The following is a 14,209-nucleotide window of genomic DNA, read 5'->3' as shown; positions in this document are numbered from 1 at the left end:
AGGCGTCTAGGCTCGATGGCGTGACCGAGCTGCATGAGATGGACGCCACGAGCCAGGCAGAGGCGCTCCGTTCCGGCGACGTGTCGTCGGTCGAGCTGGTGCAGCACCACCTCGACCGCATCGACGCCCACGGCGAGGCACTGGGTGCCTTCATCACGGTGACCGCCGAGCAGGCACTCGAACGCGCCGCCGCGGCCGACATCGCCTTGAGGGGTGACGCGGCGCCATTCACGGGTGTGCCGATCGCGATCAAGGACCTCACGTTCACGCGGGACATCCCGACCTCGATGGGCTCGGCGGCAATGCGCGACTTCGTGCCACCGGTCAACGCCTACGTCGTCGACCTCATCGAGAAGGCTGGGTTCATCAGCCTCGGCAAGACCAATACACCGGAGTTCGGGCTCTCGTCCTACACCGACAACGACATCCTCGGACCGGCCCGTACGCCGTGGGACACGTCGCGCAATGCCGGCGGTTCGAGCGGTGGCGCCGCAGCGGCGGTGTCGGCCGGGCTGGTCCCCTTGGCGCAGGGCAGCGACGGCGGTGGGTCGATCCGCATCCCGGCGAGCTCGTGCGGCATCTTCGGCTTCAAGCCGAGTCGTGGACGCGTGAGCGCCGGCCCTGCAGGCAGCGACTGGAGCGGCCTCGCGGTCGACGGGCCGCTGAGCCGTACGGTCCGCGACGCCGCCGCGTTGCTCGACGCCATGGCGCACCCGATGCCGGGCGACATCCGCCCGCTCCCCGATCCCGCTGTCCCATATGTCGAGTGGACACGCCGCGATCCGGGGCGCCTGCGCATTGCCCGCTGGTCCGGCACACACCTGGAGGGCATCGAGCCCGGACCCGACGCACTGGAGGCGTTCGACGCAGCAGGTGAGCTGCTCGAGTCTCTGGGGCACGAGGTCGTCGACATCCCCAACCCGTTCCCGCAGGCGCTCGAGCCACAGTTCAACGTCATCTGGTCGAGCGGGATCGCCGGCGTACCCCTGCCACCCGAGGCCGAGGCCGTGCTTCGACCCAACACCCGCTACTGGCGGGCCAGGGGAGCAACCGCCAGCGCGATCGAGCTGAGCCAGGCGATGCAGTTCCTCGAGGCGACCACACGTGAAGTCGTCACGAGACTGTTGGCATACGACGCGGTCCTCACCCCGACCCTTGCCCTCCCACCTCAGCCCGTCGAGTGGTTCAACGAGTCGGGAGACCCCGTCGAGGACCATCACCGCGAGCTGCTTTACACGCCCTACACGGCGCTCTACAACATGAGCGGACAACCGGCCGCGAGCCTGCCGCTGCACTGGTCGGCGGAAAGCCTGCCGATCGGTGTGATGCTCGCCGGGATGTCCGGCCAGGACGGTGCGTTGTTCAGCCTCTGCGCACAGGTCGAGGCCGCTGCCCCCTGGCTCGATCGCCGGCCGGCCATCTGACTGCCTTCAGGCGGTTCGGCGTCGGCAGGGCTCAGCTTCGCGCGGTCATGATGATCGGGTCGCCGTCGGTGATGGCGATGGTGTGCTCGACATGAGCACCACGTGACCCGTCGGCGCTGCGGATGGTCCAGCCGTCGCCGTCCATCACGATCTCGTCGGTCGAGTGGAGGAACCATGGCTCGATCGCGATGACGAGTCCGGGCTGCAGCGTGAATCCACGACCCGCCCGGCCGTCGTTGGGGATGTGCGGGTCGCCGTGCATCGTACGACCGACACCGTGACCGCCGAACTGGGTGTTGATCGCCAAACCGTGTGAACGACCGACGGCCCCGATGGCAGCCGAGATGTCACCGACCTTGTTGCCGGCCCGGGCGACGCTGATCGCCGCGTCCAACGCCTCCTGCGCCTGGTCGATGAGGCGCTGGTCCTCCTCGCGCGGCGTGCCGACGATGACGCTGATCGCCGAGTCGCACACCCAGCCGTCGACCGAGACTGCGAAGTCGAGGCTGGCCAGGTCGCCGTCCTTGAGCTTGTAGTCGTGCGGCAGGCCGTGCAGGACCGCGTCGTTGACCGACGTGCACAGGACCTTGCCGAACGGCATCGCACCGAATGACGGGTGGTAGTCGATGTAGCAGGACTCGGCTCCGCGCTTGCGGATCATCTCGTGCGCCAGTGCGTCGAGGTCGAGCAGGTTGACACCGACGTCGGCTGCCTCGGACAGGGCCGAGAGCACCTCGCCGACGAACGCGCCGGCGGGCCGCATCTCGTCCAGCTGGGCCGGGGTGAGCAGCTCGATCATGACTTCTCCTGCCCGAAGACGCTGAGCTGTCCGAACACGTACGACAGCACCATCGCGCTCACGCCGATCCCGGCCATCGCGGTGTGGCGGAAGACCGTGTCGAGGCCGTTGCTGAACACCGACGCGGCGACGAGCGCACCGCCCAGGAGGCCCAGCGCGGCAGCGGCGTGGGTCGCGGGCACCCGCTTGGTGGCCGACTCCCAGTGGATGTACATCGCGCCGGCGAACACGGCGGCGGCAAAGACGGCAAGGACCCGGATGCCGGGCAGCGCGTCCTGCGACCAGTCAGTCGCGAGCTCCACGGCGAACAGCACGAGGACGACCAGCTCGGCGATGAACGCCGCGATCTGCCATTTCTTCACGCACCACAGAGTACGGGGTTGCACCGCAGCGGCTCGTGACACCCGAGGCGCCGGAGGGCGCCGTACGTGTCCCACCTCGCGGGTCAGGATTCGAGCGAGGCGCGGAACCGGTGCATGCCGGTGAGCCAGTGATCCGTGTCGGCCGCCTTGCGGGCATACATCGGGCCGACGTCGGCGTGGGGGAGCGCGAAGAACCGGCCCGCGCCCACCGCCTCGAGCAAGACGTCCGCAACCGCCAACGGCTCCAGCGTGTCCCCGGCGCTGGTCACGGACTTCATGCCGAGTCGGGCATCGTCGTCGCCGGCGGTCTCGCCGCCCTGCAGCATGTCGGTGCGTACGCCCATCGGGCACAGGCAGCACACCTGGACACCGCGGTCGCCGTACGTCGCCGCGAGCCACTCGGCGAATCCGACGGCTGCATGCTTGCTCGTCGCATAGGTCGGCGACCCCAGCTGGGTCAGCAGGCCGGCAGCCGACGCCGTGCTGACGAAGCATCCGCCGTCGTCGCCGTCGAGCCATTGGGGCACGAGGGCGCGCGCCGCATGGACGTGCGCCATGACGTTCACATCCCACGAGCTCGCCCACTCGTCATCCGTCGCCTCGAGACCGAAGCCGCGAAACACGCCGGCGTTGGCTACATAGAGATTGACCGGATCCCCGGCCTCCGCGATGAGCGCCGCGACGTGCGCAGGATCTGAGGCATCGCCGGCCACATGTGCGACCCGGCCCGGGTGGTCTCGGTCGAGACGTGTGGCCGTGGCCTCGAGCCGACCCGGGTCGAGGTCGCCGATGACGACCGAGGCACCGGCCTCCAGGAGCCGCTGCGCGATCGCCTCGCCGATGCCACTGGCAGCACCCGTGACGACGGCGTTGGCACTGCTGACGTCCATGCTCAGCGGTGCTTCTTGAGCTCGGCGCGGGCCAGCGAGTTCTTGTGCACCTCGTCGGGTCCGTCGGCGAAGCGCAGCGTGCGCATGCCGGCTGCCCACTCGGCCAGCGGGAAGTCCTGGCTCAGGCCACCGGCACCGTGCACCTGGATCGCCTTGTCGAGGATCCAGCCGACCGTCTCCGGGGTGGCGATCTTGATCGCCTGGATCTCGGTGTGCGCCCCGCGGTTGCCCGCCTTGTCCATCAGCCAGGCGGTCTTGAGGACCAGCAGGCGAAGCTGCTCGATCTTGACGCGTGACTCCGCGATCCAGTCGCGGACCACGCCCTGGTCGGCGATCGGCTTGCCGAATGCGACTCGCTCCGACGCACGCCTGCACATCAGCTCGACGGCCCGCTCGGCGATGCCGAGGGAGCGCATGCAGTGGTGGATGCGACCGGGACCGAGGCGGGCCTGGGCGATCGCGAAGCCTTCACCCTCGGCACCGATCAGGTTGCTGGCGGGCACCCGTACGTCGTGGAACTCGATCTCGGCGTGTCCACCGTGGTCACGGTCGTGGTAGCCGTACACGTGCATGCCGCGCAGGATGTCGAAACCGGGGGTGTCGCGCTCGACCAGGATCATCGACTGCTGGCGGTGACGCTCGGCCGACGGGTCGGTCTTGCCCATGACGATGAAGATCTTGGCGTTGGGGTTCATCGCGCCGGTGATCCACCACTTGTGACCGTTGATGACGTAGTCGTCGCCGTCCTTGACGATCGACGTCTCGATGTTGGTGGCATCCGACGAGGCGACCTTGGGCTCCGTCATCGCGAACGACGAGCGGATCTCTCCGGCAAGGAGCGGTCTGAGCCACTTCTCCTTCTGCTCGGGGGTGCCGAACATGTGGAGCACTTCCATGTTGCCGGTGTCGGGAGCGGCGCAGTTGACCGCCGCCGGAGCGAGCTGGATGCTGCGCCCGGTGATCTCGGCGAGCGGCGCGTATTGGAGGTTGGTCAGTCCCGCTCCGTCCTCACCGGGGAGGAAGAAGTTCCACAGTCCGCGCTTCCTGGCCTCGGCCTTGAGCTCCTCGAGGACCGCCGGAGGTGACCAGGTGTCCTCCTTGATCGCGGTCTGCATCTGCTCGTGCGCGAGGGGCTCGGCGGGATAGATGACCTCGTCCATGAAGGCTTCGAGCTTGCCGATCATGTCGACGGTCTTGGCGTCGTATTCGAAGTCCATGTCAGGCCGCCGCTGCCATGACGTAGACGACCTCGGCGACGAGTGCCGGCTTCTCGGTGCCGTCGATCTCGATCACGTAGTTGATGATCGCCTGGGTGCCGATGGCGATCTCGTTGGTCTCCTTGAGCGTGGCGACGCCACGTACGCGCGAGTCGACCGGAACGGGGGTCGGGAAGCGCAGCTTGTTGGCGCCGTAGTTCATGCCGAATGCCAGGCCCTGCACCTCGTAGATCTGCTCACCGAACATCGGCAGCAGCGCGAGGGTGAGATAGCCGTGGGCGATGGGTCCGCCGAACGGGCCCTTCTTGGCGGCCTCGACATCCACGTGGATCCACTGGTGGTCACCGGTCGCGTCGGCAAACGCATTGATCTGCGCCTGGTCGACCGTGTGCCAGTCACTCTTGCCGATCTCTTCACCGACGGATGCCTTGAACTCGTCGAGACTCTTGAACACGCGGGCTGCCATGCGAAACCTCACCTCCGGGAAACTAAGCGCTTGCTTAGTCGGCACACTAGTACGCCGACCGGCCAGTGCGCCAGAGGGCTACCGAACGAGCTCGGCTGCTCCGGCGACGATCAGCAGGGCGATCGAGACGACGTCGGCGCGGACGACCCGGCGCATCGAGGCGTTGATGCCCGGAATGCGAGCGGCAATCACGAGGAAGGCGAGATCGCTGACGAGCACGCCGCCGATCACGTACGGGCGCGCGTCCTCGCAGAAGATCGCCAGCACGAGCGCCGCGGCAAGGAGCCCGAACAGGACAGCACGATGCACGAGCAGCACGGCGAGGTCGGGGCCGTCGACCTTGACGTCGTACATCGTGGCGACCTGCGCGGGCCCGAGCGCACCGACGACGGGCACGGCGTGGATCAGGGCGGAGCCGGCGAGACAGGCGATGATCACGATCTCCATCACCTCATCGTGTCAGGTCAGGACGCGGGCGGCGATGCCCGTGGCGCCGAGCAGCGCTGCGACCACGATCCCGCCGAGGTCGAGACGCGTCCACGGCGCGGGCTCGGCCCACGTACGGTCGTGCGCCGTCGCGAAACCCCGCGCATCCATCGCGATCGCCGAGGCCGACGCGCCGCGCATGGCCTGCACCAGGAGGGCGAACGAGACGTTGGCGGCATAGCGGCCGTTGGCGATGGGGTTGCGACGTGGTCCGAAGCCGCGTACCCAGCGCACGCGCTCGAGCTGCTGCCAGGCGAGCCCGAATCCGGTGAATCGCTGCAAGGCCGCTGCGAAGGCAGCGATCAGCCGCGCCGGCAGGCGCAACGTCTGCGCGAGATAGTCGGCGAGCCGGGACGGGTCGACGTACCCCGCCATCACCGAGCCCGGCCAGGCCAGCACGACGATTCGTATGCCAGCCGTGACCGCCTCCTCGACGTCATGGCCGCCGAGGCGCCACGTCGAGTAGACGATCGTCACGGCGGCGATCGCGGTGAACCCGAGGCACGCCAGCGGATAGCGCCAGCCCGGCAGCAGGATCACGGCGGCGATGGCGTACGCCCCCCATGCAATCAACGCGACCGGCAGGCTGCGGATCCAGAACGATCCGAGCAGCGAGAAGAACCCGATCGACAGCTGCGCGAGCGGGTTGAGGCGGAGGACCCAGGACCTCACACCAATGCACCTCCGACCATGCGGCGCTCGGCGTCGATCGGCAGGCTGGCGTCATGCGTCGACACCGCAACGGTTGCACCGGCGTCGCGGGCAGCGGTGATCCAGCCGACGACCGCGGCCCACGTTCCGGGGTCCTGCCCGACGGTCGGCTCGTCGAGGAGCATGACGCCCGGGCGATGCGCGAGTGCAGCGGCAAGGGCGAGGCGACGCTGCTCGCCACCTGAGAGCCGGTACGGGTTGGCGCCGGCGAGATGACCCAGACCGAACACGTCGAGCACCGCGTCGACGTCGACGTCGCGGCCGACCTTTGCGCCGGTCTTGGCGACCTCGTCGGCAACGGTCGAGGCGAGGAATCCGTGCTCCGGGTTCTGCGGCATCCAGCCGATCGACTCGGCAAGCTGGGGTGAGCGCCAGCGGCGGATGTCTGGGGTGACCGTGCCCGATGCCGGCTTGAGCAGTCCGCCGAGGACCGCGATCGCAGTCGACTTCCCAGCACCACTCGGACCCGTGAAGGCGGTGATCGCTCCCGGTTCAAGGGTCGTGGTGAGGTCGCGGAGGGCCTTCGTACGTTGTGTGCCGCGGAGCGTACGGGTCACCAGCTCCACCGAGACATCCTTCGCAGCAATGCTCAACGCCTCTGCCGCTGGGGTGACCAGACCCGGGGGAACGGCCAACGGCGTGGGCTCGGGCTCCCCCGGCATCCACACGCCTTCCGGAGCCGGACCGGCGAGGAACGCCTCCACCGACCCGTCGCTGATCACGACGCCACCCGGGCCCAGCACGATGACGCGGTCGACGTGCTCGAGCCACGGCTCGATGCGGTGCTCGACGACGACGAGAGTGCGTTCTCCCGCCGCCCCGACAATCGCGTCGCGCACGGACTCGGCCGTCGCCGGGTCCAGCATCGAGGTCGGCTCGTCGAGCAGCAACAGGTCGGGTTGCATCGCCAGGACCCCAGCGAGCGCGAGGCGCTGCTGCTCGCCGCCGGACAGCGCCGAGGTGAAGTGGTCTCGCCCGTACGTCAGTCCGACCGCTTCGAGCGACTCATCGACGCGGGACCAGATCTCGTCGCGCGCCATGCCGGCGTTCTCCGGGCCGAAGGCGACGTCGCGGCCGATGCGCTCGGCGACGACGGCGTCCGCGGGGTTCTGCAGGAGCAGGCCGAGGCGGCCACCCACCACGGCCGTGCCGTCGAGGTCACCCGCGATCGTGCTGCCGAGCGCGCCGGCGAGACCATGCAGCAGCGTGGACTTGCCCGCGCCACTCGGTCCGACCAGCAACACCCGCTCGCCGGGCCCGATCGTGAGATCGAGCCCGGCAACGACGGGATTGCGTCGACCAAGAGGGCGCCACGTGAAGCCCGCGAAACGGGCTTCACCCCGTTGCATCAGCCCCTCAATCCACCAGCGAGGCGTTCACCTGTTCGCGCCCGACCGGGAACGCGTCGAGCACCCCCGCCTTGGCCAGCGCTCGGACGAGGTAGAAGCCGCCGATGCCCGCGACGATGACGCCCGAGAGCACGAAGAAGCCCAAGTGGGCCAGCTTGCTGCCGAACGAGTAGTCGGGAACGTAAGCGTGCCACTCGTAGAACGACTCGAACGCACCCGCCAGGGCACCCGAGAGCGCTGCGACGACGACGCCGAACCTCTTGTAGAAGAACAGGAGGAAGATCAGCTCGGCGCCGAGGCCCTGCCAGAAGCCGGACGCGAACACGCTGAAGCCCCACTGCGTGCCGCCGACAATGAAGGTCGAGACGGCGGCGGCGATGAACTCCGTCGCGAACGCCGCACCCGGCTTGCGGATGACCAGCCCGCCGACGACGCCGGCGGTGAGCCAGACACCGCCGAGCAGCGCGGAGCTGGGCGGGTAGCCGAAGATGGCCAGCCCGCTGAGGGGCTCGTACAGCTTGCCCCAGCCCCAGAAGATGACGCCGAAGGCGACTCCCAGGGTGGCGATGGTGACCAGGTCGATCGTGCGATAGCGCACGTCGAACCCCGCCTTGGACGTGGTTGCAGAACTCATCGTGACTCCCTTCGCCGGTACTAACCGGTGCAGGTTCAAGGGTCTGCGGCGGATCCGCACTCTCAGCGCCCTCTGCGTGGCGCTCCCCTGTCGTGTGGCCCCACTCTATCCCCACCGCTAGCGTGAATTGCATGAGCACGGCAGAGGACTTCCTCCTGATTGCGACCGACCCCGAGAGCGGAAGGACCCAGCTCGACTCGATGCGAGACCAACCAGTGCTGGGCGGCGCCTTCCTGCTGGACCTGGTGGCTGCCGGGCGGCTCACGCTCGAGGGTGAAGGCCGCAAGGCTCGCGTCGTGGTGCAGGACCCGGCGCCGGTTGACGACCCACTCACCGAAGAGGCCTTCGCGCGCGTACGCAACCGTGGCCGCCAGAAGCCGCAGAGCGCCGTCACCAGGCTCGGGCGTTCGGGCCGCAAGCGGACGTACGCGGCGCTGGTCGCCAAGGGGAGCGTGCGGCACCGGCCGGCCAAGCTGCTCGGCATCTTCGCGCTGACCAGGTACGACGTGGTCGACACGGCCCGGCGCGACGACCTGCGTGGCCGGATCCGCAGCTCCCTGCTCCACGACCAGCCGACCGACTCCGAGACGGCACCGCTGGTCGGCCTGCTGTCGGCCGCCGACATGACCAAGATCGTGGTCGACAAGCCGGACCGCAAGGTCGCGAAGGCGCGCGCGAAGGTGCTCGCAGACGGCGACTGGGCGAGTGAGGGTGTGCGCAAGGCGATCCAGGCCGCCCAGGCTGCCATCACCGCCTCGATCGTCGCCGCCTCGAGCTCCGCGGCAGCGTCCGGCAGCAGCTGACTGGGTACGTGCGCCAGAATGGGCGCATGTCGGTACGCACGCCTGACCCCAACCCCGGTTGGCTCCCCGAGTTCGCCCTCGACGAGACGCGGGCACGGGTGCCGATCCTGTACGTCGAGGCCGTGCCCGTACGCGTCGATGCGCTCGGACAGGTCGAGAGCATCGGCATCCTGCTGCGAGGCTCGTCGACCACCGGTGTCATGAGCCGCACCCTGGTGTCGGGTCGCGTGATGCACGGCGAGTCGGTGCGCGAAGCGCTGATCCGCAACCTGCTCAAGGACCTCGGCCCGACGGCGTTCCCGCAGCTGCCCGCCAGCACCGTGCCGTTCTCGGTCGCGGAGTACTTCCCGCTGCCAGGCGTCACCCCTCTCTATGACGAGCGGCAGCACGCCGTCGCGCTGGCGTACATCGTGCCGGTCACCGGCGAGTGCAATCCACGCCAGGACGCCCTCGAGCTCACCTGGCTCACGCCCGAGGAGGCCGCAAGCCCCGCGGTGCTGGACGAGATGGAGGGCGGTCGCGGCTCACTCCTGCGAGAGGCTCTTGCGTCAGTGGGTGCCCTCCCTCGATGACGTCGCTGCTGGTCCGCCGCGCCCTCCCCGAGGACCTCGAGGAGATCATGGCGCTGCTGGCACAGGACTCGATGCACTACTACGAGGAGCCGGCCGCGGTCAGCGCCAACCAGCGCGCCGCGTTCGACGAGATCGACACCGACGTCAACCAGGACCTGCTGGTCGGCGAGCTCGACGGCCAGATCGTCTGCACCGCCCAGGTCACGTGGATGCGGATGCTCGCCGCCGACGGCGGTCTCTACTGCCAGGTCGAGGCCGTACGTACGGATTCTGCGATGCGCGGACATGGCATCGGCGCGCTGTTGATGGAGTCGATCGAGGGCGAGGCCCGAAGACGCGGCGCTGCCCGCATCCAGCTGACGAGCAACAAGGAGCGCACCCGGGCGCACACGTTCTACGAACGGCTCGGTTATGTCGCCAGCCACGTCGGCATGAAGAAGTACCTCTGACCTCAAGTTTCCCAGCAGCTGCTGGGAAACTGGCACTCCTCCCTTGTTGCAACAGGGGATGGGTGCCAGATTTCTGACCAGAGTCTGGTCACTCGCCGCGATACCGGCGGTCCCGGAGTAGTCTGTATGTTGAGACAATTCGTATCAGGATGTGGACATGCCCAAGCCCGTGCCGAACCGCTGGCTGATGCTCGCGGTCGGCATGATCGGCCAGGCCGCCAGTTCGGTGTTCGTCAACGCGGCACCGTTCCTCATCCCCTACCTCCACCTGGTCAAGGGGCTCACGCTCGTCGAGGCCGGCTTCCTCGCCTCCGCGCCGCTGGTCGGCATGATGCTCACGCTGATCGCATGGGGAGCGATCGTCGATCGCATCGGCGAGCGCCTGTCGATGACGATCGGCCTCGGCCTGCTGGCACTCGGCTCGACCGCCGCGGCGCTCAGCACGTCGTACGTCGCGATCGGCGTCTTCCTCTTCCTGGGCGGGATGGGCGGTGCCAGCACCAACTCCGCCAGCGGCCGCATCGTCGTCGGCTGGTTCCCCCCAGAGCGGCGCGGCACCGCGATGGGCATCCGGCAGACGGCCCAGCCGCTCGGTGTGGGGATCGCGGCGCTCGTCGTCCCCAACCTCGTCGACGCGTACGGCATGCGACCCACTCTGCTGACGATCGCCGGCATCTGCGGCCTGGCAACCGTGCTCGCCGGCACGCTCGTCGTCGATCCGCCACGTCCGAGCCGGTCCGAGTCCGAGGGCCTCGGCCACCTGGTCAACCCCTACACGCGCGACTCCCGGCTGTGGCGCATCCACCTCTCCTCCACCCTGCTGGTCGTCCCCCAGTTCACGGTGTGGACGTACGCACTGGTGTGGCTCATCGACGAGAAGGACTGGTCCGTGCTCGCGGCCAGCATCCTCGTCGCCTCGACCCAGCTGCTCGGCGCTGCAGGGCGCATCGCCGCGGGTGCGTGGTCGGATCGCGTCGGCAGCCGCCTCGGCCCCATGCGTACCGTCGCGATCGCAGCCGCCGCCACAATGCTCGCCCTCGGCCTCCTGGAGGGCACGGCACTGGCCGTTGCGCTCATCGTCATCGCCTCCGTCATCACGGTCGCCGACAACGGCCTGGCCTTCACGTCCGTCGCCGAGATCGGCGGTCCCTACTGGTCGGGCCGCGCGATGGGCACGCAGAACACCGGGCAGTTCCTCATGGCCGCGGCGTCACCCCCGGTCATCGGTGCGCTGGTGACGAGCCACGGCTACGCCTGGGCCTTCGGTCTGGTCGCCGTGTTCCCCCTGCTCGCCATCCCACTGATCCCCGTACGCGGTGAAGCATCACCGAAGTCACACGACCGTGACACAGCCGCTGCCGACGATGGCGGGTAGTCTCAGGTCGAACTCAAGAGCAATCGCTGCAGGTAGGAGTGTCCGATGTCGACTGTGTTGGTGCTTGGGCTCTTGCTCAATGCAATCGTGTTGCCGATCGCGGGCAAGCGCGTCGTCTTCCTCTACAGGCTGATCATGAGCGGCCAGCCCGCTCCCGATCGCGTCGAGGGCGTCACCAGCCGCATCGGCCGGGCCATCAAGACACAGGTCGTCGAGGTGTTCGGCCAGAAGAAGCTCCTCAAGTGGTCGATCCCCGGCGCTGCGCACTTCTTCGTCTTCTGGGCGTTCCTGATCCTCGCGTCGGTCTACCTCGAGGCCTACGGATCGCTGTTCAAGCCCGGCTTCGCCATCCCGTTCATCGGCACGTGGGACGCCCTCGGCTTCCTCCAGGACTTCATCGCCGTCATGGCCCTCGTGGGCCTCGCCACGTTTGCGATCATCCGCATCAAGAACGCACCCTCCAAGCTCGGCCGCAAGTCGCGCTTCTCCGGCTCCCACCTCGGTGGCGCCTGGATCGTCCTCGGCATGATCGTGCTCGTCGTGGCGTCGATGCTGCTGTTCCGCGGCGCCGGCGTCAACACCGGACAGTTCCCGTACGGCAAGGGCGCCTTCGCATCCCACCTCGTCGGTGACTGGCTCTCCGGGTTCAGCGAGCACACCAACGAGGTCCTGGAGCACGTCGGACTACTTCTCCACATCGGCATCATGCTGGTGTTCCTGATCCAGGTGCTCAACTCCAAGCACCTCCACATCTTCCTGGCGCCGCTCAACGTCCTGTTCAGCCGCCGCCCCAACGCCCTGGGCTCGATCAAGCCGCTGATGATCAACGGCGAGCCGCTCGACATGGAGAAGATGGAGGACCTCGAGGAAGAGGACTTCGAGAAGCTCGGCGTCGGCAAGGTCGAGGACTTCAGCTGGAAGGGCATGCTCGACTTCGCGACCTGCACCGAGTGCGGCCGTTGCCAGAGCCAGTGCCCCGCGTGGAACACCGAGAAGCCGCTCAGCCCCAAGCTCCTGATCATGGGACTGCGTGACCACGCGTTCGCCAAGGCTCCCTACACGCTGGCCAAGGACGACGCCGCCCGCGACGCGCTGCCCGACAAGGTCAAGGCCGAGGCCGAGCGCGCACTGGTCGGCCCGACCGAGGGCGATGCGTGGCACCCGACGGGCGGCGCGGTCATCGACCCCGACGTCCTGTGGTCCTGCGTCTCGTGCGGCGCCTGCGTCGAGCAGTGCCCCGTCGACATCGAGCACGTCGACCACATCATGGACATGCGTCGCTACCAGGTGATCGTGGAGTCCAACTTCCCCGCCGAGCTGACCAACATCTTCAAGGGCCTCGAGCGCAAGGGCAACCCGTGGGGCATGGATCCCAAGGGCCGTATGGACTGGGCCAAGAACCTCGACTTCGAGGTCAAGCAGGTCGGCGTCGACGTCGAGGACCTCGACGAGGTCGACTGGCTGTTCTGGGTCGGCTGCGCCGGCGCGTACGAAGACCGTGCCAAGAAGACGACGCAGGCCGTTGCCGAGCTCCTCGACATGGCGGGCGTGACGTTCGCGGTCCTGGGTGACGGCGAGACCTGCACCGGCGACCCGGCGCGGCGAGCCGGCAACGAGATGGTCTTCCAGCAGCTGGCGATGCAGAACGCCGAGGTGTTCAAGGAGACCAAGGTCAAGAAGGTCGTCTCGACCTGCGCCCACTGCTTCAACACGCTCAAGAACGAGTACGCCGAGTTCGGCGTCGAGCTCGAGGTGGTCCACCACACGCAGCTGCTCAACCGGCTCGTACGCGAGGGCAAGCTGACCCCGCTGCCGCCCGACGCCGAGACCGAGAAGAAGAAGATCACCTACCACGACCCGTGCTTCATCGGTCGCCACAACAAGGTCTACGAGCCGCCGCGCGAGCTGCTCAGCATCATCCCCGGTGCCGAGCTGGCCGAAATGCCGCGCAACAGCGAGAAGTCGTTCTGCTGTGGCGCCGGTGGTGCGCAGATGTGGATGGAAGAGACCATCGGCACGCGCATCAACACCAACCGTACGAAGGAAGCCGTCGCCACGGGTGCCGACCAGATCGCCGTGGCGTGCCCGTTCTGCCGCGTCATGCTGTCGGACGGACTCACTGCCGAGCAGAGCGAGGGCAACGCTCGCGAAGAGGTCGAGGTGCTCGACGTCGCGCAGATGCTACTGGCCGGCGTGAAGCGTGCACCTGCCAAGCCGTCCCAGGCAGATGACGAAGCCGTTGTCGCCGAGGCCGAGGCCGCCACCGCTGCCGCCGTCGTCGAGAAGGCGACCGAGGCCGAGCCCGACGCCGAGGACAAGGCCGATCCCGACTCGATCTCCGCGACCGAGGACGCCGCGCCCGCAGCCGACGCTGCCGCTGAAGCCGCCGCCGGCGACAACCCTGTCACGGCTCACGAGGACAGAGAGCGCGGCGCGGATGAAGCCGTGCACGACGTGCCCGCCGGCGACAGTCAGTCCGAGGACGAGGGTCCTGCCGAGCAGGTCACCGAGGTGCCCGACGAGACGGAACCCGTCGAGGGGGACGCCCGCGAAGAAGAGGCTGAGGCCGCGGACGCGGCCACGACGGCCGACGACGAGGCCGTCGAGGAATGGCTCCAAGAGGGCGGTACGCCGACCGACAAGGACGACGAGACCAAGCCCTAGGCAGCGTG

At 68.3% G+C, this 14,209-nt stretch carries 15 protein-coding genes and 1 riboswitch; of the genes, 6 read left to right on the top strand and 9 right to left on the bottom strand.

All coding sequences use genetic code 11. The features are described from left to right. Positions 1-20: 20 nt before the first annotated feature. Complete coding sequence (locus ABD683_RS09530) at positions 21-1,424, top strand: amidase (RefSeq protein ID WP_344769410.1); 1,404 nt, start codon at positions 21-23, stop codon at positions 1,422-1,424. A gap of 31 nt (positions 1,425-1,455) precedes the next feature. Here ABD683_RS09530 and map read toward each other — a convergent pair whose 3' ends face one another. The 9 genes from map to ABD683_RS09485 form a co-directional block, all read right to left on the bottom strand. Beyond that, the gene (map, locus tag ABD683_RS09525; RefSeq protein ID WP_344769408.1) at positions 1,456-2,223 is read right to left on the bottom strand and encodes a type I methionyl aminopeptidase; all 768 of its coding nucleotides are present in this window, start codon (positions 2,221-2,223) and stop codon (positions 1,456-1,458) included. Then, entirely contained in the window at positions 2,220-2,585 is a 366-nt protein-coding gene (locus ABD683_RS09520; RefSeq protein WP_344769406.1) for a hypothetical protein, read from the bottom strand. The genes map and ABD683_RS09520 overlap by 4 nt, the downstream gene beginning before the upstream one ends. Before the next feature lie 83 nt (positions 2,586-2,668). Then, positions 2,669-3,475 carry an SDR family oxidoreductase gene (locus tag ABD683_RS09515; protein WP_344769404.1) on the bottom strand — a complete coding sequence of 269 codons (807 nt, stop codon included), beginning with the start codon at positions 3,473-3,475 and terminating at the stop codon, positions 2,669-2,671. Positions 3,476-3,477: 2 nt separating this feature from the next. Continuing rightward, on the bottom strand, positions 3,478-4,692 hold the full coding sequence (locus ABD683_RS09510; RefSeq protein ID WP_344769402.1) for an acyl-CoA dehydrogenase family protein: 1,215 nt from the start codon (positions 4,690-4,692) through the stop codon (positions 3,478-3,480). 1 nt (position 4,693) lies between these two features. Continuing rightward, entirely contained in the window at positions 4,694-5,158 is a 465-nt protein-coding gene (locus ABD683_RS09505; protein WP_344769400.1) for a MaoC family dehydratase, read from the bottom strand. 78 nt (positions 5,159-5,236) lie between these two features. Then, a complete protein-coding gene (locus ABD683_RS09500; protein ID WP_344769399.1) occupies positions 5,237-5,605 on the bottom strand; it encodes a hypothetical protein in 369 nt (122 codons plus the stop codon). Between the two features lie 12 nt (positions 5,606-5,617). Next, the gene (locus ABD683_RS09495; RefSeq protein WP_344769397.1) at positions 5,618-6,316 is read right to left on the bottom strand and encodes an energy-coupling factor transporter transmembrane component T family protein; all 699 of its coding nucleotides are present in this window, start codon (positions 6,314-6,316) and stop codon (positions 5,618-5,620) included. Next, entirely contained in the window at positions 6,313-7,704 is a 1,392-nt protein-coding gene (locus tag ABD683_RS09490; RefSeq protein ID WP_344769396.1) for an ABC transporter ATP-binding protein, read from the bottom strand. Before ABD683_RS09490 ends, ABD683_RS09495 begins: the two co-directional genes overlap by 4 nt. A 7-nt stretch (positions 7,705-7,711) precedes the next feature. Beyond that, positions 7,712-8,338: an ECF transporter S component gene (locus ABD683_RS09485; RefSeq protein ID WP_344769395.1), complete on the bottom strand. Its 627-nt coding sequence runs from the start codon at positions 8,336-8,338 to the stop codon at positions 7,712-7,714. Then, a riboswitch (TPP riboswitch) is annotated at positions 8,328-8,437 on the bottom strand. It overlaps the preceding gene by 11 nt. Before the next feature lie 32 nt (positions 8,438-8,469). On the opposite strand from ABD683_RS09485, the gene ABD683_RS09480 reads away from it, so the two are divergent. From ABD683_RS09480 to ABD683_RS09460, 5 genes are all read left to right on the top strand, one after another. Further along, complete coding sequence (locus ABD683_RS09480) at positions 8,470-9,141, top strand: GOLPH3/VPS74 family protein (protein ID WP_344769394.1); 672 nt, start codon at positions 8,470-8,472, stop codon at positions 9,139-9,141. 26 nt (positions 9,142-9,167) lie between these two features. Further along, positions 9,168-9,713, top strand: a complete 546-nt coding sequence (locus ABD683_RS09475; protein WP_344769392.1) for an NUDIX hydrolase family protein — start codon at positions 9,168-9,170, stop codon at positions 9,711-9,713. Further along, positions 9,710-10,162 carry a GNAT family N-acetyltransferase gene (locus ABD683_RS09470; RefSeq protein ID WP_344769390.1) on the top strand — a complete coding sequence of 151 codons (453 nt, stop codon included), beginning with the start codon at positions 9,710-9,712 and terminating at the stop codon, positions 10,160-10,162. Before ABD683_RS09475 ends, ABD683_RS09470 begins: the two co-directional genes overlap by 4 nt. 157 nt (positions 10,163-10,319) lie before the next feature. Continuing rightward, complete coding sequence (locus tag ABD683_RS09465) at positions 10,320-11,537, top strand: MFS transporter (protein WP_344769388.1); 1,218 nt, start codon at positions 10,320-10,322, stop codon at positions 11,535-11,537. Positions 11,538-11,582: 45 nt separating this feature from the next. Further along, the gene (locus tag ABD683_RS09460; protein WP_344769386.1) at positions 11,583-14,201 is read left to right on the top strand and encodes a heterodisulfide reductase-related iron-sulfur binding cluster; all 2,619 of its coding nucleotides are present in this window, start codon (positions 11,583-11,585) and stop codon (positions 14,199-14,201) included. The last annotated feature ends 8 nt before the right edge of the window (positions 14,202-14,209 follow it).

This window comes from Aeromicrobium panaciterrae (genome assembly GCF_039537165.1).
GTDB classification, from domain to species: domain Bacteria; phylum Actinomycetota; class Actinomycetes; order Propionibacteriales; family Nocardioidaceae; genus Aeromicrobium; species Aeromicrobium panaciterrae.
The sequence above is the reverse complement of the archived record's forward strand: the minus strand, read 5'-3'. Positions and strand labels throughout refer to the sequence as shown.